This window comes from Ruminococcus flavefaciens, from assembly GCF_900119075.1.
GTDB lineage: Bacteria > Bacillota > Clostridia > Oscillospirales > Ruminococcaceae > Ruminococcus > Ruminococcus flavefaciens_Q.
The window spans coordinates 400,522-419,052 of record NZ_FPIP01000001.1; the positions used below are offsets into that span (position 1 = coordinate 400,522).

The 18,531-nt window shown below is 42.3% G+C and carries 22 protein-coding genes and 1 tRNA gene; 7 read left to right on the forward strand and 16 right to left on the reverse strand.

What is annotated here, in order from left to right; translation table 11 throughout:
- The first annotated feature begins 1 nt into the window (after position 1).
- Positions 2-652 (forward strand): V-type ATP synthase subunit D, encoded by a 651-nt coding sequence (locus BT105_RS01735; RefSeq protein ID WP_028514946.1) that lies wholly within the window; start codon positions 2-4, stop codon positions 650-652.
- 82 nt (positions 653-734) lie between these two features.
- Here the strand turns inward: BT105_RS01735 and BT105_RS01740 are convergent, their stop codons facing one another.
- Together BT105_RS01740 and rpsO are read right to left on the reverse strand one after the other, a co-directional pair.
- Entirely contained in the window at positions 735-2,849 is a 2,115-nt protein-coding gene (locus BT105_RS01740; protein WP_072299111.1) for a polyribonucleotide nucleotidyltransferase, read from the reverse strand.
- 174 nt (positions 2,850-3,023) lie between these two features.
- Positions 3,024-3,290 carry a 30S ribosomal protein S15 gene (gene rpsO / locus BT105_RS01745; protein WP_072299112.1) on the reverse strand — a complete coding sequence of 89 codons (267 nt, stop codon included), beginning with the start codon at positions 3,288-3,290 and terminating at the stop codon, positions 3,024-3,026.
- 292 nt (positions 3,291-3,582) lie between these two features.
- Between rpsO and BT105_RS01750 the strand changes: the two genes are divergently transcribed.
- Together BT105_RS01750 and BT105_RS01755 are read left to right on the forward strand one after the other, a co-directional pair.
- A complete protein-coding gene (locus tag BT105_RS01750; protein ID WP_072299113.1) occupies positions 3,583-4,005 on the forward strand; it encodes a PH domain-containing protein in 423 nt (140 codons plus the stop codon).
- 20 nt (positions 4,006-4,025) lie between these two features.
- Positions 4,026-5,090 carry an FkbM family methyltransferase gene (locus BT105_RS01755; RefSeq protein WP_072299114.1) on the forward strand — a complete coding sequence of 355 codons (1,065 nt, stop codon included), beginning with the start codon at positions 4,026-4,028 and terminating at the stop codon, positions 5,088-5,090.
- Between the two features lie 35 nt (positions 5,091-5,125).
- Here the strand turns inward: BT105_RS01755 and BT105_RS01760 are convergent, their stop codons facing one another.
- From BT105_RS01760 to BT105_RS01825, 14 genes are all read right to left on the reverse strand, one after another.
- The gene (locus BT105_RS01760) at positions 5,126-5,761 is read right to left on the reverse strand and encodes an ABC-2 transporter permease (RefSeq protein ID WP_072299115.1); all 636 of its coding nucleotides are present in this window, start codon (positions 5,759-5,761) and stop codon (positions 5,126-5,128) included.
- Positions 5,762-6,595 (reverse strand): ABC transporter ATP-binding protein, encoded by an 834-nt coding sequence (locus tag BT105_RS01765; RefSeq protein ID WP_072299116.1) that lies wholly within the window; start codon positions 6,593-6,595, stop codon positions 5,762-5,764.
- A 4-nt stretch (positions 6,596-6,599) separates the two neighbouring features.
- The gene (locus tag BT105_RS01770) at positions 6,600-6,974 is read right to left on the reverse strand and encodes a GntR family transcriptional regulator (RefSeq protein WP_072299117.1); all 375 of its coding nucleotides are present in this window, start codon (positions 6,972-6,974) and stop codon (positions 6,600-6,602) included.
- A gap of 99 nt (positions 6,975-7,073) precedes the next feature.
- Entirely contained in the window at positions 7,074-7,943 is an 870-nt protein-coding gene (locus BT105_RS01775; protein ID WP_072299118.1) for a BREX-1 system adenine-specific DNA-methyltransferase PglX, read from the reverse strand.
- A 58-nt stretch (positions 7,944-8,001) separates the two neighbouring features.
- A complete protein-coding gene (locus tag BT105_RS01780) occupies positions 8,002-9,195 on the reverse strand; it encodes a homoserine dehydrogenase (protein WP_072299119.1) in 1,194 nt (397 codons plus the stop codon).
- Positions 9,196-9,213: 18 nt separating this feature from the next.
- Positions 9,214-9,657 carry an ACT domain-containing protein gene (locus BT105_RS01785; RefSeq protein WP_028514956.1) on the reverse strand — a complete coding sequence of 148 codons (444 nt, stop codon included), beginning with the start codon at positions 9,655-9,657 and terminating at the stop codon, positions 9,214-9,216.
- 176 nt (positions 9,658-9,833) lie between these two features.
- The gene (locus BT105_RS01790) at positions 9,834-11,108 is read right to left on the reverse strand and encodes a replication-associated recombination protein A (RefSeq protein WP_072299120.1); all 1,275 of its coding nucleotides are present in this window, start codon (positions 11,106-11,108) and stop codon (positions 9,834-9,836) included.
- Positions 11,109-11,126: 18 nt separating this feature from the next.
- The gene (locus BT105_RS01795) at positions 11,127-11,477 is read right to left on the reverse strand and encodes a VOC family protein (RefSeq protein WP_072299121.1); all 351 of its coding nucleotides are present in this window, start codon (positions 11,475-11,477) and stop codon (positions 11,127-11,129) included.
- An 8-nt stretch (positions 11,478-11,485) separates the two neighbouring features.
- Positions 11,486-11,884: a hypothetical protein gene (locus BT105_RS01800; protein ID WP_072299122.1), complete on the reverse strand. Its 399-nt coding sequence runs from the start codon at positions 11,882-11,884 to the stop codon at positions 11,486-11,488.
- A 65-nt stretch (positions 11,885-11,949) separates the two neighbouring features.
- The gene (gene glyA / locus BT105_RS01805) at positions 11,950-13,206 is read right to left on the reverse strand and encodes a serine hydroxymethyltransferase (RefSeq protein WP_072299123.1); all 1,257 of its coding nucleotides are present in this window, start codon (positions 13,204-13,206) and stop codon (positions 11,950-11,952) included.
- Positions 13,207-13,370: 164 nt separating this feature from the next.
- On the reverse strand, positions 13,371-13,919 hold the full coding sequence (locus tag BT105_RS01810) for a phage head-tail adapter protein (protein ID WP_347496773.1): 549 nt from the start codon (positions 13,917-13,919) through the stop codon (positions 13,371-13,373).
- 125 nt (positions 13,920-14,044) lie between these two features.
- Positions 14,045-15,028, reverse strand: coding sequence for a dockerin type I domain-containing protein (locus tag BT105_RS01815; RefSeq protein WP_072299125.1), 984 nt, complete (start codon positions 15,026-15,028; stop codon positions 14,045-14,047).
- A gap of 11 nt (positions 15,029-15,039) precedes the next feature.
- Positions 15,040-15,318 carry a hypothetical protein gene (locus tag BT105_RS01820; RefSeq protein WP_072299126.1) on the reverse strand — a complete coding sequence of 93 codons (279 nt, stop codon included), beginning with the start codon at positions 15,316-15,318 and terminating at the stop codon, positions 15,040-15,042.
- 15 nt (positions 15,319-15,333) lie between these two features.
- Complete coding sequence (locus BT105_RS01825) at positions 15,334-15,603, reverse strand: hypothetical protein (RefSeq protein ID WP_143186522.1); 270 nt, start codon at positions 15,601-15,603, stop codon at positions 15,334-15,336.
- A gap of 184 nt (positions 15,604-15,787) precedes the next feature.
- On the opposite strand from BT105_RS01825, the gene BT105_RS01830 reads away from it, so the two are divergent.
- From BT105_RS01830 to BT105_RS01845, 4 genes are all read left to right on the forward strand, one after another.
- Positions 15,788-15,863 (forward strand) — tRNA-Pro (locus BT105_RS01830).
- A 205-nt stretch (positions 15,864-16,068) separates the two neighbouring features.
- Entirely contained in the window at positions 16,069-16,854 is a 786-nt protein-coding gene (locus BT105_RS01835; protein WP_072299128.1) for an MIP/aquaporin family protein, read from the forward strand.
- 156 nt (positions 16,855-17,010) lie between these two features.
- Positions 17,011-17,526, forward strand: a complete 516-nt coding sequence (locus BT105_RS01840) for an NUDIX hydrolase (protein WP_072299129.1) — start codon at positions 17,011-17,013, stop codon at positions 17,524-17,526.
- Positions 17,523-18,512 (forward strand): tyrosine recombinase XerC, encoded by a 990-nt coding sequence (locus BT105_RS01845; protein WP_072299130.1) that lies wholly within the window; start codon positions 17,523-17,525, stop codon positions 18,510-18,512. Before BT105_RS01840 ends, BT105_RS01845 begins: the two co-directional genes overlap by 4 nt.
- The last annotated feature ends 19 nt before the right edge of the window (positions 18,513-18,531 follow it).

Here is an 18,531-nt window from a genome sequence, read left to right on the forward strand (position 1 = left end):
ATTGGCAAGATTAAATGTTAATCCCACCCGTATGGAGCTTAGCAAGCTGAAAAAGAAGCTTTCCTCTGCGCGAAGAGGACACAAGCTTCTTAAGGATAAGCGTGACGAGCTCATGCGTCAGTTCATGATACTCATTAAGGAAAACCGTCAGCTAAGAACAGAAGTAGAGGCGGCTATATCCGAGGCTAACCGTTATATGGCGGTAGCAGGTTCTGTAATGCAGAGAGAGGTGCTTGAAACAGCCCTTATGCTCCCGAAGCAGGAAGTCGAGCTTGAAGTTTCCGAGAAAAACGTAATGAGCGTTTATATTCCAGAGTTCAAGCCAAAGTATCGCTCAGGCGATACCAATGATATCTACTCATACGGTATGGCGTTCACGTCTATCGACCTTGACGGTGCGGTAAGCGCTCTCAGCAGTGTCTTTCCAAAGATGATAAGACTTGCCGAGGTTGAGAAGGCTTGTCAGCTCATGGCTGACGAGATAGAAAAGACTCGACGCCGCGTTAATGCACTGGAGCATATAATGATACCTGATTATGAGGAAACTATCAAGTTTATCACCATGAAGCTTTCAGAAAATGAAAGAAGCACCACAACTTCACTTATGAAAGTAAAAGATATGGTGCTCAAACAGAGTCACAATTTTCACTGATACAACAAAGGCGGTCATATTGACCGCCTTGATTTTTTCTATAAAAAAGCTCCATGTGCTGTCGCATGGAGCTTTATAAATCTTAGTTATTCTTCTTAGCTTCAATATCAGCAAGAGCGTCCTTGCGTGAGAGATTGATTCTGCCCTGACGGTCGATCTCTGTTACCTTAACAACGATCTCGTCACCGATAGAAACAACATCCTCTACCTTTTCAACTCTCTGCTTGTCGAGCTTGGAGATATGAACAAGTCCGTCTTTACCTGGAGCAATCTCAACGAATGCGCCGAAGTCCATAATTCTTACTACCTTGCCCTTGTAGATAGCGCCTACCTCAGGATCGTTAGCGATTGTATTGATTATCTGGAGAGCCTTGTTTGCGTTATCTCCGTCAACGCCGCTGATGAATACGTTACCGTCGTCGCTGATGTCGATCTTAACATCGCAGTCAGCGGAGATCTTCTGGATAACCTTGCCCCCCTGACCGATTACCTCACGGATCTTATCAACTGGAATCTTAGTCTGGAGCATCTTAGGAGCGTACTTATTGACAGTAGGTCTGCTCTCAGGGATAGCCTTGAGCATGATCTCATCAAGGATATAGATACGAGCCTTTCTTGTCTTTTCAAATGCTTCCTTGATGATAGCAGGTGTAAGACCGTCAACCTTGATATCGACCTGGATAGCTGTGATACCCTTGTGAGTACCGCCAACCTTGAAATCCATATCGCCGAAGAAGTCCTCAAGGCCCTGGATATCGACCATTGTCATGAATTCATCGCTGTCAGGCTTTGTGATAAGTCCGCAGGAGATACCTGCAACAGGAGCCTTTATCGGTACGCCTGCGTCCATAAGAGCAAGTGTAGAACCGCAGATAGAGCCCTGTGATGTAGAACCGTTAGAGGAAAGAACCTCTGAAACCAGTCTCAGTGCATATGGGAATTCCTCAACAGGAGGGATAACAGGAGCAAGAGCTCTTTCAGCAAGAGCACCGTGACCGATCTCGCGGCGTCCCGGACCTCTGCTTGGCTTTGTCTCACCAACAGAGTAGCTTGGGAAGTTGTACTGGTGCATATATCTCTTTGAGTCTTCCTCGTCAAGACCATCTATCTTCTGAGCGTCGCTTACAGGACCGAGTGTAGCGATAGTGAGAACCTGTGTCTGACCTCTTGTGAAGAGACCAGAACCGTGTACTCTCGGAAGAACGCCTACCTCTGCTGCCAGAGGACGTATCTCGTCTATACCACGTCCGTCAACACGCTTGCCCTCATAGAGCCATGCACGAACGATCTTCTTCTGGAGCTTGTAGATGCACTCGTCGATCATAGCGATCTGCTCAGGGTACTTTTCGTCGAAGTTAGCATGGATATCGTCAATGATAGGTGCAAGTCTCTCGTCACGTACATTCTTGTCGTTTGTATCGAGAGCGAACTTAACGCGGTCAGAAGCAAATGCTTCGATAGCGTCGAACATATCGTGGTCAACTTCCATTGACTCGAATGTGAACTTTGGCTTACCGATCTGAGCACGGATATCGCTGATGAAAGCTACCATTTTCTTGATCTCTTCGTGTCCCTTGAGGATAGCTTCAAGCATTGTGTCCTCGGGAACTTCGTTAGCGCCTGCCTCAATCATAACGATCTTTTCAGCAGTACCTGCAACTGTAAGAGTAAGGTCTGTCTTAGCTCTCTGCTCAAGAGTAGGATTGAGAACGATCTCGCCGTCAACAAGACCAACGTTGATGCCTGCGATAGGACCGTTCCATGGGATATCGGAAATAGAGATAGCGATAGAAGTAGCTATCATACCTGCAATTTCAGGTGAGTTGTCAGGCTCTACAGCAAGTACAGTCATAACAACAGAAACGTCGTTTCTCATGTCCTTAGGGAACAGAGGACGGATAGGTCTGTCAACGCAGCGTGAAGTAAGGATAGCCTTTTCAGAAGGCTTGCCCTCGCGCTTTGTGAAAGAGCCTGGGATCCTGCCTACTGAGTAGAGTCTTTCCTCATAGTCAACAGAAAGAGGGAAGAAGTCAACGCCCTCTCTTGGCTTTGCACTTGCAGTTACGTTTGCCATTACAACAGTTTCGCCGTATCTTACCCAGCATGAACCGTTGGCAAGTCCGCAGGTCTTTCCTGTCTCAACAACGAGAGGTCTGCCTGCATAGGTTGTTTCAAAGGTTCTGTAGTTTTCAAACATCTTTAATATGCCTCCAATTTTATAATATTTATCAGAGGAGAGCCTTTAGAAGTTAGAGGTAAAAGCACGATATATCAGCTTCATAGCCCTTACCTCTGACTTCTAATCCCTGCACTCTGATAGACGTAAAGGCAGAAGGGCATAGAACCCCACTGCCTTCTTTTACATTTGTAATTACTTACGGAGACCGAGCTTCTCAACGATAGCACGGTATCTCTCGATGTCCTTCTTCTTGAGATATCCGAGAAGGTTACGTCTGTGACCAACCATCTTGAGAAGACCTCTTCTTGAGTGGTGGTCGTTCTTGTGTGTCTTGAGGTGGTTTGTGAGATCGTTGATTCTTCTTGTGAGAATAGCGATCTGAACCTCAGGAGAACCTGTGTCTTTTTCGTGTGTTCTGTTAGCCTCGATAACGGCTGTCTTTTCATCCTTCAATAACATTTGAAGCACCTCTTAATAAAATATTCCGTCAACTCAGTGGGGGGTGAAAATCGAGGTCAAGCCCCGAACCAAGTACACGGTGATAATATTATACCATATAAAAAAGACTTTGTAAAGAGTTTTTTTCGATTTTTGAGAAAAAAATAAGATTCTTTTGTGCAAAAGAAATATATATGGCTTATTCAATTTGTTGCAAATATAGTTTTATAAGGTAAGATAGTTGACTAACGGTGCAATATGTGTTAAAATAGTAATACTAAGGTTTGTCAGATAAGGATTGGAGGATCATGCTATGAAAAAAAATGCATTTGATTATGTATGGACAGATAAAAAACGCTCACTTTTCGGACTGCCTCTTACTTTCACACGCTACTATCTCACAGAGACAAAGTTCATTACCAGAACAGGTTTCCTTAATATCGATGAGGACGAGATAGACCTTTACAAGATAACCGATAAAAAGGTGAAATATCCTTTCTTCCAGCGTTTGTTCAACTGCGGAACAATAATAATCTACAGCCGTGACGCCGATACTCCTTCAAAGGAAGTACACTGCGTCAAGAATGTCAGAAAGGTTTCCGAGCTTATTGACAAGTACCTCAATATCATGCGTGACAAGTATGGTATCAGAGGACGAGATATGATGAATATGCACTCGCACTGCGACCATGATGATGATTTTGATGATACGCAGTATCACGACGGGGATTATTGATTAAAGAGGTGATAGGGACAATGCTCTCGTTTATAACTGAAAAACAATCCAGCTGGGACAGACTGAAGGCGGAAGATCGTCCCATATTCATCTACGGAATGGGTGACGGTGCATTAAAGATAATGTCCGTTTTCCGTGACAAGCATATAACGGTAGCAGGTATCTTTGCCAGTGATGATTTTGTACGCGGTCACTCTTTTGAGGGCTACAGAGTTCATAAGCTTTCCGAGATAGAGGAAGCAGTCGACGATTTTGTCGTAGTACTTGCTTTTGCCGCAGGCTATCAGGAGATAGTCGACAAGGTGCAGGAGATAGCTTCAAAGCATACTCTTTATGTGCCAGATGTGCCTGTAGTGGGAAGAGGACTTTTCACTTATGAGTACTGCATTGAGAATGAAGATAAGATACAGCAGGTTTATGACAGCCTTGCTGATGACTATTCACGCAAGGTGTACGCTAATATCATAAACTTCAAGATAAGCGGCAAAATAGATTATCTTTCCGCTGTAACTACTTCTAAAGCAGATATATACAAGAGAATAATCAAGCCGAATCTCAACGAGATATACGTTGACCTCGGCGCATATAACGGCGATACCATAAAGGAGCTTTTAGAGTTCACACAGGGCAGATATGCTTCTATATATGCACTTGAGCCTGATAAGAAGAACTTCAAGAAGCTTGCTAAATTCATAGACGGTATGCCTCATGTTTATGCTTATAATTCGGCAGCCTGGTGTACAGATACGGAGCTACCGTTTGCTGCTAAAGCAGGCAGGCAGTCTGCTATAACAGCAGAGTCCGAGAATATGATAGGAGCGCTTTCCGTTGACAGTATCCTTGCCAAGAAGCCTGCAACTATAATCAAAATGGACGTTGAAGGCTTTGAACGTGAAGCTATATGGGGAGCTGCAAGAACCATATCTCATTATGCTCCTAAAATGATGGTTTCACTTTATCACAGGAACGAGGATATATTTGAGCTCCCATTGCTTATAAAGAAGCTTAATCCTGCATATAAGCTTTATATAAGACATCAGCTTTACATTCCTGCATGGGAAACAAATCTTTACGCAACAGTATAACAAAAGCGACAGGTTTTAGCCTGTCGCTTTTATATTTATGCTTCTTTTGCTTCGTATATTTTAACTGAGATAAACCATGATATCAGCAGCATTACTGCAAGTACTCCTATCGCTGCTGTACAAAACAGACCTGTATTACTGAAAAGCTTTGCTGTTTTTTCTGTTATTTTGCTTGAATCGGAAAGAATGATCGGAGGTAAGATACCGCAGATAAGTCCGATGATTACGAGATATACTATTCTGCCCTTTGTTGTGCCGAATGGATAGTTTATCGGCAGTGATACACATGGAACAAGAGCTCCCAAAAGAAGTGCTATGACAGACATAGACAGCATTTCTTTAAAAACAGCAGGGGAGTTAAAATTAACGGCGAGCATCATTACAGCAATAATTACAGCTGAAATTACGGACATGATCGCTACTGAGATATATCTTGAGGACACTATAGTTTTTTTGCTTACGGGCATACAATAAATGTATTTGTCCCAGTGGCTCATTTCATCGTATGACATTTGTCCCAGAGGCAGCATTGAAAGCAGCATAGGTATCAGCATGAGAAACGTACTCTGCTTGTTGATAAGTCCGACGATAGCAAATACAGGTACTATAATAAGAGAAAATTTGTTGTTTTTGAAGTTTGTTATCATTTCTTTTATAAGTAAGCCTTTCATTTACTTTTCCTCCTTAGCCATAAATACGAAAAGATCCTCTATTGTAACAGGCGATGAATTGAATGTTGACGGTATTTTCTCAACATCTGCGATAGCTTCAACGCTGAATTTGCCGACTTTTTTGCCTTTTATTGCAGCAGGATCAAGCTCTGAGAGCTGCTGCTCGGTAAGATTTATGAAGCGGTATTTTTCGAGGAGAGCGTCTTTTTCTTCGCAGAGCATGAGATTTCCGTTGTGCATAAAAGCAATATAATCACAGAGCTTTTCGAGGTCGCTTACGATATGAGAAGATATAAGTATCGAGTGGTCTTCATCTCTTGTAAAGTCATTGAGAATGCCGATTATCTCGTCTCTTACAAGGGGATCAAGACCGCTTGTAGGCTCATCGAGTATGAGAAGCTTTGCGTTGTGGGAAAGAGCGACAGCGATACCGAGCTTCATTTTCATACCCTTTGAGAAATCGCTGAACTTTTTATCCGTTGGGAGTGAAAATGAATCAATATAGCCGAAAAAAACTTTTTCGTCCCAGTTCTTATACATATTCTTCATTATCTTGTTTATATCCTTGATATTCAGCGATGAAGGTATACCGACTTCGTCAAGAACAACGCCTATATCCTCCTTAAGCTGTGCGGAAACAGTCTGTCCGAGTACACTGATACTGCCGTTGTCGGGCTTAGTCATACCGAGAATAGAGCGGATAGTCGTGCTTTTTCCTGCTCCGTTTTCACCGATAAGTCCCATAATACAGCCGCTTGGCAGATCAAAGGAAATGTTGTTGAGTGTGAATCCTTTATAATTTTTTGTGAGATTTTTTACTTCAATAGCGTTCATAAGATCACTCCTGTTCATATATGATATTTATCATTTCGATCATATCATTTTTTGACAGCCGACAAGCAGCTGCAAGATTTTTTATCTCCATAATGTGCTCTTCGATTTTTTTCAGATTATGTTCTTTAAGCAGTTCCGTATTCTGAGCCGCCACAAAGCAGCCTTTGGCAGGCAGGGTATAAATGAACCCCTCGCGTTCAAGCTCATCGTAAGCTCTTTTAGTGGTGACCACGCTTATCCGAAGATCTTTTGCCAGGTTTCTTATTGAAGGAAGAGGTTCGTTTGCGATAAGCGATCCGCTGATTATCTGATTTTTTATCTGACTATAGATCTGATCGTAGATCGGTGCACCGCTTCTATTGTCGATAAAGATGTTCATCTGTGCTCTCCTTTCGTACTGTATATATACAGTATACACAGATAGAGCAGATTTGTCAAGTACTTTTTCAAAAAAAATTCTCCCGCTGGGAGAATTTTTTTAAATAAGTATATCTTTCAGTTTTTCATAGTTGGCTTTTATGCCGTCGTCAAGATCAAGTTTTATGCGGCTTTCAGCCATTTCATGAAGCTTATGCAGAAAGCCTTCCATTTCCAGCAGAAGAATCTGCATACGCGAAATATCACGGCGGAGTTTAGTTTTTTCACTGCCTTTTGCAGCGACATATTCTTCACTTAGCTTGTGAAGTTCATCTTTTAGCTTAGCATGATAGGGGAGAGCGTACTTTTTTTCAAGAACCGACAGGAGACTTTCATCATAGCGATGAATATACATCACTGCACGGAATGCTCCTTTTCTTCCCGAAGTGAACTGCCAGTAAATTGGACGGTTCTTATATATTTTGGAATGGTCTGCAAAGAAACTCTTTTGCAGATAGTCATGGATAGTTTTGCGGGAGTCTGAACCTTTTCCGAGAGCTTCTGCCACAAAATCAAGGTTTTCTTCAAGAGTATCGCTGCCGTAGACTTTTTCTATAAAATCTATCACCGCCGCTGTTAAACCGCTTTCCATATCGTTTACAGGCATGACATTGTCAAGACAGGGGATAATGGTTTTATATGCAGAGCTGTCCCACTTGCCGCCTGCAAAGCACAGTCCCTCTCTGTCGAGCGAGTAACGTCCGAATATACAGCCAACAGCATAGCTGATAAGGCTTTTTATCTCCCTCTGAAGCTCTGCACGCCTGACCGTTATATCCGAATCATTGACCTGTGGATCAAGTTCGTCCGCAATATCGTACAGGTCAATGAAAAAGCTGTTAAGCTTTTCTTCGTTCTGTTTCAGCTTACGGAATCGCTGCTCGCAGAGCTGTTCCCATTCTTTATACTTGTCTGATATAAGATAAGACATTTTCTACTCCTAAAAAAGATACTTCCGAAGAATATCGGAAGTATCGGTGATTATTCTATTATTCAAGTACAGGCAGATAAGCGAGAGCGCCAAGCTCGGCAGCCTTAGCCTTTGCTTCTGCAAATGTAAGCTTTTCGTTTGTCACATATGAAAGACCGTTTTCATTGTTGTAGACTTCAACATCGCTGATAGCTGAGCCGCCCGGAACGCGGAAGTACCATCGAGATGAGAAATTGTCGATGCTGTCAACGAATGAATTGTCGGAAGATGACTCCCATGACTGAGAGAATACAGTTACCTTGTGCTTTACAGCTTCGATAACGTCACCCATAACCGCACTTGCAGTTGGCAGCTTTCCTGCGCCTCTGCCGTAGAACATTGTCTGATCGATACCGTCACCGTAAACCAGAACTGCATTGAAAACATCGTTTACGCCTGACATAATGCTGTCATATGATACCAGCATAGGCATAACAGAGGGGAGGATCTTGCCGTTATCCTGCTTTGAAACGCAGGCAATGAGCTTGATAGCGTAGCCGAGAACGTCAGAAGCCTCAACATCGCCGAGCTGAATATCAGTGATGCCCTTTGTGTAAACGCTCTTAGGATAAACGTGCTTGCCGAAAACGAGTGAAGAGATAATGCATATCTTGCGGCAGGCGTCGTGACCTTCGATATCTGCTGTTGGATCCTTTTCTGCGTAGCCAAGCTCCTGAGCAAGCTTGAGAGCCTCTGCGAAAGGCATATTATCATTGTACATCTTTGTTAAGATGAAGTTTGTTGTTCCGTTGAGGATACCTGCTACTTTTGTGATGTCATTAGCTGCAAGGCATCTGTGAAGCGGACGGATTATCGGAATAGCACCGCCAACGCTTGCTTCAAAGAAGAAGTTGCAGTTGTGCTCTTTTGCTGTCTGGAGAAGAATATCGCCTTTTTCAGCAACGAGCTCTTTGTTTGAAGTTGAAACGCTCTTGCCTTTTTCGAGACAAGCCTTTACAAAAGTGAAAGCAGGCTCAACGCCGCCCATGCACTCAGCAACAGAAACGACCTCATCGTCATTAAGTATATCGTCAAAGTTTTTGGTAAACTTGTCAGCGTAAGGGGACTCAGGGAAATCTCTGAGATCGAGGATATACTTGATATCCATTTCAGTTCCTGCGTGCTTTTCAATGCTCTTTCTGTTCTTGTAGAAGAGCTCAACAACGCCCGAACCTACTACACCGTGACCTAAAACTGCAAATTTAGCTGACATAAAAGAAACCTCCGTAAATTACTCGGCAGAGAGGATCTTGACCTCTAAAACTCCGTCGAGTTCAGTAATTGAATTGAGCTTGGCGAGTTCATCATTTGATTCGCCTGTGAGTCTGAGTGAAATATTTACCGCAGCAGCTCCGTCAACGGGGATACTCTGATTAACGGTAAGGATATTTGCATTCAGATCGTGAAGAAAAACAAGCGCACTTGAAAGCACTCCGGGACTATCACTGAGGAGAAGATACATATTGACTATCTTACGGTTAAAGAGTTCCTCGTAGGAAAAAACGCTGTCCTTGTACTTGTAGTAAGCGCTTCGTGAAATGCCGATACGTTTGCAGGCTGAGGCGAAGCTTTTTTCACCTTTCTGCGCCATAAGCTTTTTGACTTCCAGTACTTTTGTAAAGACCTCGGGAAGAATATTTGCATCGGCAACAATAAGCTGTGATTTGTTATCCATAAAGAAATCACCTTATAAGTTATTGTTAAATCGTCCGCCAGTGGTGAACAATTGTATTCTACTTAATTACTATAACATTTTTTATAGGTTTTGTCAATACCAAATAATTCCAGTTTTAGCTTATGAAATTAGGTATCTTGACAATAAAATATCCGCAGTATGAACTGCGGATAGGTCTATTTATCATGTTTTTCCAGTATCTTTTGCCTGTACTGGTATGCAGCCTGCTCCTGCTTGTTATCGCCGAAATGGTAGTATACATGGTCAGCGATAGCGTCTGGGAGATACTGCTGTTTGACGTAATGGTCGGGGAAGTTATGGGGATAGAGATAATGCTGTCCAACGACTTTAGCACCCTTGCCGTCAAAGTGAACGTTCTGTAAATGACGAGGAAAATCAAGAGCGTCGCAGCTTTTTATATCTTCCAGTGCTGCGTCTATAGCCATGCAGGCGCTGTTTGATTTAGGAGCAGTAGCCATGAGTATGATAGCCTCTGCAATAGGCAGCTTAGCTTCGGGAAGTCCCAGCTGTAATGCGGAATCCACACAGGCTTTTACTATCGGAACAGCCATAGGATAGGCGAGACCGACGTCCTCGGAGGCTATGCAGAGCATACGCCTGCACAGAGAGATTATATCACCAGCTGCGATAAGCCGAGCCGCATAGTGTAGCGCCGCATTTTCGTCTGAGCCGCGGACAGATTTATGGAACGCTGAGAGTATATCATAATGCTGGTCGCCGTCACGGTCATAGCGCATATTGCTGCGCTGGGCGAGAACTTCAAGGGAATCTTCGGTAACAGTTACCTTTCCGTCGGAGGCTTCACCGCAGACAACAGCGAGCTCCGCCGTATTCATAGCTTTTCGCACATCTCCGCCGCAGCTGTACGCAATCTTGGTTATGATATCATCTGAAGCTACGACTTCATAGCCGTTTTCCTCGGACATTATGCGAAAGGCTCGTTTTATGGCGGGTATGAGTTGTTCTGCGGTAACAGGCTTGAACTCGAATACGGTACTTCGGCTGATAACTGCGTTATATACTGCAAAGTATGGGTTTTCGGTAGTCGAAGCAATAAGCGTGATATCACCGTTTTCGATGTATTCAAGGATACTCTGCTGCTGCTTTTTGTTGAGGTACTGTATCTCGTCAAGGTAGAGGAGAATGCCGTTTTCGCTGCCGAATGTGCCTATATCGGCAACAACGTCCTTGATATCGGACAGTGAAGCATTGGTGCCGTTGAGCTTGTACAGTGACATACCACAGTTTTCGGCGATAATACGGGCAACAGTTGTCTTTCCTACGCCTGACGGACCGTAGAATATCATATTCGGGACAGTTCCGCTTTCGATTATGCGTCGGAGCGGCTTGCCCTCGGCGAGGATATGTTCCTGACCGACCACGTCGGCAAGAGTTTTTGGGCGTATTTTATCGGCTAAAGGTGCAGACATAACGTTTCTCCTTTCATTTTACTTTGCAGGTGCGGTGATTTCAATGTGATTCCCCTCTGAATCAACAAATTCAGCCACCCAGTTGTTTCCAATACGGGTTACAGGAAAGCATATCTCTTTTTCGTTAAGCTTTTCATTCAGGCGGTCAATACTTTCAACACTGATACTTGGCAGGCAGTTGCTGCCGAAAGTGTGCAGTTCATTCTTCTTTTCATAGGCAAATAAGCCCAATCGAAAACCGTTTACATCGAAAACGCTGTAAACATCATCTTTTTCGGTTACTTTCTGCTCAAAAAGCTCCTCGTAGAACTTTATAGCTCTTTCCATGTTTTTAACGCACAGATAGAGCGACTTTATGTTAATTCCCATATTATGAATCAGCGTTTACCTGTTTGAATAAAACGTATCAAGGCTTCGATATCGTCGAAATCATCATAATCGCCGATAATGCCTTCTCTGTGGTAAACAATACCTGCTTTTTCATTTTTTTCAAGACAGTCCAGAAGCTCATCAACGCCAAATCTTCTTGCATATTCCGCAAAAGCGCGAGCTTTTATTTTGTCCGCATATAAACCTTTGCGGCAGTCTTTCGGTTCACACTCATAGCAGCCGTTTATGTTCTTTTCAATTACGCATTTTCTGTTTACGCACCATTCTGCGTCCTTGCACCATGCAAGATCAAGAAATCCATCGCGTTTGCAGCCTTTACATTCAACATTTTCAGAGCACAGGCAGCAAGCCAGTCCGCATCTGGCTATTCCGAGTTCGCGTTTCATAGTATACTCCTATAATTATAAAAATCAAGGGACGGACAGCTCGTCCGTCCCTTATTGGCTATTGATTACTTGTAAAGTGGGAACTTCTCGCAGATAGCGTTTACGCCTGCACGGATCTCGTCAGCCTTGTTCTCGAAATCTGTAGCGCAGAGGTAGATGTACTCAGCGATCTTTTCCATTTCCTCGATGCCAAGACCTCTTGTTGTAACAGCAGGAGTACCAATTCTGATACCGCTTGTTACGAAAGGCTTCTCAGGATCATTGTGGATAGCGTTCTTGTTTACTGTGATATAAACCTCGTCGAGTCTGCGCTCAAGCTCCTTACCTGTGATGTTGAAAGGACGAAGGTCAACCAGCATGAGGTGGTTGTCTGTACCGCCTGAAACGAGGTTGAAGCCTCTCTTGAGGAGTCCGTCAGCAAGCGCCTTAGCGTTAGCAACAATTCTCTGCTGATAGTACTTGAACTCAGGCTTGAGAGCCTCGCCGAAGCATACAGCCTTAGCAGCGATAGTGTGCATAAGAGGACCGCCCTGTGTGCCTGGGAAGATAGCAGAGTTGATCTTCTTAGCGAGGAACTCGTTGTTTGTAAGGATAAGACCGCCTCTTGGTCCGCGGAGAGTCTTATGTGTAGTAGTTGTTGTGATATCAGCATATGGAACAGGTGACTCGTGGCAGCCTGCTGCAACAAGACCTGCAATGTGAGCCATATCTACCATAAGGAGTGCACCCACAGCTCTTGCGATCTCTGAAAGACGCTTGAAGTCGATAGCACGGGGATAAGCAGAAGCACCTGCAACGATAAGACGAGGCTTTGTCTTGTTAGCAAGCTTGTAAAGCTCATCGTAGTTTATTGTCTCTGTCTCGTCGTCAAGACCGTATGAAACGAAGTTGAAGTACTTACCTGAAAGGTTTACAGGTGAGCCGTGTGTAAGGTGACCGCCGTCAGCAAGGCTCATACCGAGAACTGTATCGCCGGGCTGGAGAACAGCAAAGTATACAGCTGTGTTAGCCTGTGCGCCCGAATGAGGCTGAACGTTAGCGTACTTAGCGCCGAAGAGCTTGCAGGCTCTCTCAATAGCGATCGACTCTACTTCGTCAACGCACTGACATCCACCGTAGTAACGCTTTCCGGGATAACCTTCAGCATACTTGTTTGTAAGAACGCTGCCCATAGCTGCCATAACAGCAGGGGATACTATATTTTCGCTTGCGATCAGCTCAAGGTTTCTCTGCTGACGAGCAAGCTCCTTGCCCATAGCTTCGCCTACAGCAGGATCGTAGCTGCTTACGAAGCCGATTGAATCCATAAGATCGTTGTACATTATAAGCACTCCTTTAATAATAGTGTTCTGCGCAAATGCATTACTTTATAATTATACATTATATTTCTATAAATTTCAATAGGAAAAACGAAAAAAATTCATAAAATTATTTATTCAATAAAGAAAGCCCCGAAAGCGCTTGGAGATGTCTTTCGGGAGCTTTGTCATTTCTGTATCTTGTTTTTTATACGTATCGCAGCTTCTGTGTGCATTATCCAGTGACGTGAAAAGGGCATCTGTATAAGTCCGCGGATATCCTTGCCGCACCAGTAATCAATGAGCCAGACAGCATTTTCGTCATTGCTGACACAGGTTGAGCTTTCAAGAGCCTTTCTGCGCTCTGAGGATATCTTATTTTTCAGCATATCAAAGGGTAAACTGCTGATAATACTTTCGGTACTTGCTTTTACATCATGTATATAGCTGTAAAGCACATCTATATTAAGCTGAGCCGAAAACTCTGCAATTTCTTCTCTTATAAGCTCATTTCCTGTCGTTATGATAGGGGCACCTGTACGATTCTGATAATCAGCAGTGAAAAACACCTGCTCATCGTTTTTTATAAGTGTGTGCGCAACTATATCCTCGATTCGGAAGATATGCCATAAGGAATAGGCGATAGTTTTGCTGTGATATCCCTCCGCATTGACAAAGGGGATAGCATTGAAGTCCTCGCGTGAAAGCTCAGTCCTGAATGAATCTATAGTCTGCATAAGCTGATTCCTGAGTTCAAAGAGCGTATCCAAGCCGTTTTGAAAAGAATCTTTCTTTTTCAGTTGTACTTGTATTGTTTTATTGAGTTCAGACCATTCTTTGTTCAAGGCTATCACCTGCAGTATTATTTAGTACCGAGTATTTTGTCATAGTCAAGGAAGCTTTCCCAGTCCATGAATTCCTTTGATGTTGAAGTTTTTGCGTAATAATTCAGTATATATGAAGCGTCACGGGCGTTTACAGCACCGTCCATATTTACGTCAGCAAGCTTTATGAACTTATCCGAAACGGTATAGTTCTTTGAAGCAGCCATATTTGCATATGCATTCAGTACCGCGGAAGCGTCCACAGAGTTTATGTATCCGTCCTCGTTTACATCGCCGAGGTCTCTGTAGCAGACTATATCAAACTGACAAAGAGATTTTGTGTCTCCAAGAGGGTACACGGTTATCGTAGCCTTATCCGACTTGGCAAAAGCTTCCGAAAGGGAAGAAGGGGAGGCTTTGCAGCTTGCGGAAATATCAACTACATTTTCTTCAGTGATATAATTGCCGTTTTTGTCCTTTTCAGGCTTCTGAACAGTCTTTTTTACCGAGACTTCGAGTCCGTCAAGAATAACATTGCCTTTTGTCGAGAAATAACGGTATTTCTTTGGTGAATTCTTGAATGTTATCGTAGCTGTCTGCGATAAAGCGTGGATAGTATAATCATTATCCGCAAATGAGGGAGTTATGTCCCATGCATAAAAGTCCTGTTCGGTATTTACTCCGAGATGCTTGTGTAGTGAAGATGTATCCACGGATTTATAGTTTATAGGATCGCCTTCCTCGACCTCAACAGTTTTCATAAGCTTGCCGTCAAAATCAAGGAACTTGATGATATATGTTTTCAGTGTAGTAGGTTCGGTAGTTGGTTCTGTAGTAGCCGTTGTAGTTTCAGTTGTTAATGAAGTTGTTGTTCCTGAGCTTTTTGTTGTGTTTACCGTAGTTGCAGCTATGGCGTTAGTTCCGCTGTTGGTTGTAGCTGAGCCTGCTGTGAATACAGCAAGTCCTGCTGCGGAAACAAAAACAGCTGAAATTACAGCTGAGACAATACTTTTTATATTCATTCGATTACCACCTAACCTTGCCAAACGCAGAATAATCTGCAAAATTTTGAAAGCCTTTGACATACTCTTGCATAGTGTTCAAGTTTAAGCTTGCGAAGCATAAAATTCGCGTAGATAAACTGCTGAGTTTCTTCGTCAAAGGCGTATATCGCAAAAAGGATAACTTCATCTTCTTTAAGTTCGGATGAAGCTTCAACTGCCATGGAATGATACTCTTCAAATCTTTCTTCAATATCTTCAAGCCTGTAAAAGCCATGATAGATAAAGTCGATATAAAGATCAATATCCATAATATATGACTCCTTTTATTGATCTTTGGTTTCTTCGGAACTGTTCTTTTCTGATCTGCTGATGCTGTTTTTTTTGATCTTGAAGCTGACAAATCCTGCAATAACAGCAGTTATTATGAATACAGCTATCATAATGCATATGATAATGCTTTTGGGAATATCAGTTTTGTTTGAAGCTTCAGCTGCAAAAGCGTTCGTGCATGATGAAAATGATAGAAACGCTATTGTAAAAGCCGATAAAAGGACATTGATAACTCTTTTATGCATACTTTCAGCTCCTTCCATTCGCTATTATAACATATTTTTTTTAAAATAGCAAGGAACGAGGCAAAAAACTACAATTTTTTCATTAAAGCTCAGTGTCAAATTAGAAAACAGAAAAGATTTTTCAGTATTTTTGAAAAAAGTGCTTGACAAAGCATTATAATGATGATATAATATATAACGTTGATTGCGATAACGAAACCGTCTGGGTGTGGCGCAGTTGGTAGCGCGCTACCTTGGGGTGGTAGAGGCCGTGGGTTCAAGTCCCGTCACTCAGACCAATGCGATCAGCATACCCCAGAAAACCGATACTCAAATGAGTATCGGTTTTTTCCATATATATGATTCTACAATATGCATAATTATAACGATTGATAATTATCTGTATTTTTTATTTGGAAAATATTGACACATATGTATAAATGATGATATAATTAATTTATCGGTATATCCGAAATATTTTTTATATGTTAAGGAGGCAAATTCATGGAATCAATCAAAAAATATGTGGCAGAAGTTATAGGTACATTCGTACTTGTTCTTCTTGGCTGCGGTACGGCAATGCTGGTCGGCTGTGACGCTAAGAACGGTGGGGGATATATCCTGACTGCTCTTGCATTCGGTCTTGTTATTGTCGGTATGGCTTACTGCGTGGGAAATATTTCAGGCTGTCATATCAATCCTGCAGTTTCTCTTGCAGTTTTGGTAAGCGGTGGAATGACATTCACTGACTTTGTCGGTTATGTAGTTTCACAGTGTCTTGGCGCTATAGCAGGCGCAGGTACATTGAAGCTTATCTTTGAACTTGGCGATGTTACAGATATGACAGGCGGATACGGTGCAAACGGTCTTGCAGGCGTTAACGGAAATGCAGGCGCAGGCGTTATCGTAGAGATAGTTCTTACATTCATTTTCGTACTCACAATTCTCGGTGTTACATCTAAGAATGCTAAGCACGGCTCATTCGGCGGACTTATAATCGGTCTTACACTTACACTGGTTCATATCTTTGGAATCGGTCTTACAGGTACTTCTGTAAATCCTGCAAGAAGCCTTGGACCTGCAATTTTAGCAGGCGGAGACGCTCTCAATGATCTCTGGGTATTTATTGTCGGACCGTTTGTTGGCGCTTCAATTGCTGCTGTAGTTTATAAATGTCTTGAGCCTGCTGCAAAGGCTGCTCCTGCACCTGTTGAGAAAGCTGCTGCTGCAAGCAAAAATACATCTTCAGCTAAGCCTGCAAACCACAACAATAAAAAGAAGAAAAATTAATCTCAAGAAAGCTCCCGATATGGGAGCATTTCTTTTTGCCATGAAATCTTGAATTCCTTACAGAGAAGTGATATAATAACTATAATGAATTTAAAGACAAAGTTTCACCAAATCAAAGTTTGGTGAAACTTTGCAAACGAAAATGAGGTTGGATTTATGAAACAGCTCTTTAAAATAGATCTGAAGGATTATGACGAAAGCTATAGACGCTTTAAACGTCCGTCTGTAAGAGGCGTAATTATAGCTGATAATAAAGTCGCAATGGTTTACAGCCATAAATATGACTATTATAAATTTCCTGGCGGCGGAATTGAAAATGATGAAGATCACATTGAAACGCTTAAACGCGAAGTTCTTGAAGAAACCGGTTTAACTGTTCTTGATGATTCGATTCGTGAACTTGGTTCTGTGGTTCGTATTCAGAAAAGCCGATTTGCTGAAAATGAGATCTTTGAACAGGAAAACTTTTATTATCTGTGTGATGTTGAAGATTCTGTAAAAACACAATCCTTAGACGAATACGAACTTGATGAAGGCTTTGCCCTGAGATTTGTTTCTCCCAAAGACGCTATTCTAACAAATAGAACCCACGATCACGGCGATTATGACCTTATACTTATTGAACGTGAAGCCCGTGTTCTTGAATACCTTATAGAGAATGATTATTTATGAAAAATTTAAACAATAACTCCAATCCCGAATTTTTAAATGAATATCTTATACATATCAAGATCGTTCAGCTGCTTGCACAGCGTACTATTGAGGAGTATTATACCGATATAAGACTTTTTCTTAGATATATCCACGAAAGTAACCTTAATAGCGGAAAGGACATCGAAGATATAGATATAAGTGATATGACTGTCGATGAATTGCAAAAGATATCTGTTTCCGATATATATAACTTTATTTTTTATACTTCAGATGAGCGCTTGAATAAAGACAGAGCGCGTTACAGGAAGATATCTTCTTTGAGAAGCTTCTTTAAGTATCTCGAAAAGGTAGCTCATATTATCAAGGAAAATCCTACAAAAGACCTTGATGTTCCTACTCCGAAGTCTTCCCTGCCGAAATTTCTTTCACTTAATGAGAGTATGAGACTTCTTGAAACGGCAGATTCTGCTGATTCAAAACGTGATTACTGTATAATCACTTTATTCCTTAACTGCGGAATGCGTCTCAGCGAGCTTGTAGGCATTAATATTAAGGATATTGATTTCTATGAAAATCGTTTAAAGGTTCTTGGAAAGCGCAGCAAAGAGCGCATGGTGTATCTTAATGCTGCCTGTGTGGATGCTTTGCAGAAATATCTTGCAATCAGGATGAACAATCCCAAAGCTGCTGATGAACCTGCACTGTTTATAAGCAATCAGAACCGCAGGATCTCAAAGCGCAGAGTTCAGCAGATAGTTGAAGATACGATACGAAAGGCTGAACTTGATGGCAAGGGGATTACCACTCATAAGCTCAGACATACTGCGGCAACTCTTATGTATCAGTACGGTGACGCCGATGTTCTTACGCTTAAAGAACTTCTTGGACACGCAAGCATTTCCACAACCGAGATATATACACACCTTAATGATGAAAATGTAAGAAATGCTGTCGAAAGCAATCCGCTCTCCAAAGTGAAATCCGATAGTTCTGATGACAAATAATATCTTCTAATTTAAAACT

Coding starts and splice junctions, on each gene's coding strand:
- BT105_RS01740 (WP_072299111.1), bottom strand. CDS start 2,849: ATGTTTGAAAACTACAGAACCTTTGAAACAACCTATGCAGGCAGACCT.
- rpsO (WP_072299112.1), bottom strand. CDS start 3,290: ATGTTATTGAAGGATGAAAAGACAGCCGTTATCGAGGCTAACAGAACA.
- BT105_RS01750 (WP_072299113.1), top strand. CDS start 3,583: ATGAAAAAAAATGCATTTGATTATGTATGGACAGATAAAAAACGCTCA.
- BT105_RS01755 (WP_072299114.1), top strand. CDS start 4,026: ATGCTCTCGTTTATAACTGAAAAACAATCCAGCTGGGACAGACTGAAG.
- BT105_RS01760 (WP_072299115.1), bottom strand. CDS start 5,761: ATGAAAGGCTTACTTATAAAAGAAATGATAACAAACTTCAAAAACAAC.
- BT105_RS01765 (WP_072299116.1), bottom strand. CDS start 6,595: ATGAACGCTATTGAAGTAAAAAATCTCACAAAAAATTATAAAGGATTC.
- BT105_RS01770 (WP_072299117.1), bottom strand. CDS start 6,974: ATGAACATCTTTATCGACAATAGAAGCGGTGCACCGATCTACGATCAG.
- BT105_RS01775 (WP_072299118.1), bottom strand. CDS start 7,943: ATGTCTTATCTTATATCAGACAAGTATAAAGAATGGGAACAGCTCTGC.
- BT105_RS01780 (WP_072299119.1), bottom strand. CDS start 9,195: ATGTCAGCTAAATTTGCAGTTTTAGGTCACGGTGTAGTAGGTTCGGGC.
- BT105_RS01785 (WP_028514956.1), bottom strand. CDS start 9,657: ATGGATAACAAATCACAGCTTATTGTTGCCGATGCAAATATTCTTCCC.
- BT105_RS01790 (WP_072299120.1), bottom strand. CDS start 11,108: ATGTCTGCACCTTTAGCCGATAAAATACGCCCAAAAACTCTTGCCGAC.
- BT105_RS01795 (WP_072299121.1), bottom strand. CDS start 11,477: ATGGGAATTAACATAAAGTCGCTCTATCTGTGCGTTAAAAACATGGAA.
- BT105_RS01800 (WP_072299122.1), bottom strand. CDS start 11,884: ATGAAACGCGAACTCGGAATAGCCAGATGCGGACTGGCTTGCTGCCTG.
- glyA (WP_072299123.1), bottom strand. CDS start 13,206: ATGTACAACGATCTTATGGATTCAATCGGCTTCGTAAGCAGCTACGAT.
- BT105_RS01810 (WP_347496773.1), bottom strand. CDS start 13,919: ATGCAGACTATAGATTCATTCAGGACTGAGCTTTCACGCGAGGACTTC.
- BT105_RS01815 (WP_072299125.1), bottom strand. CDS start 15,028: ATGAATATAAAAAGTATTGTCTCAGCTGTAATTTCAGCTGTTTTTGTT.
- BT105_RS01820 (WP_072299126.1), bottom strand. CDS start 15,318: ATGGATATTGATCTTTATATCGACTTTATCTATCATGGCTTTTACAGG.
- BT105_RS01825 (WP_143186522.1), bottom strand. CDS start 15,603: ATGGAAGGAGCTGAAAGTATGCATAAAAGAGTTATCAATGTCCTTTTA.
- BT105_RS01835 (WP_072299128.1), top strand. CDS start 16,069: ATGGAATCAATCAAAAAATATGTGGCAGAAGTTATAGGTACATTCGTA.
- BT105_RS01840 (WP_072299129.1), top strand. CDS start 17,011: ATGAAACAGCTCTTTAAAATAGATCTGAAGGATTATGACGAAAGCTAT.
- BT105_RS01845 (WP_072299130.1), top strand. CDS start 17,523: ATGAAAAATTTAAACAATAACTCCAATCCCGAATTTTTAAATGAATAT.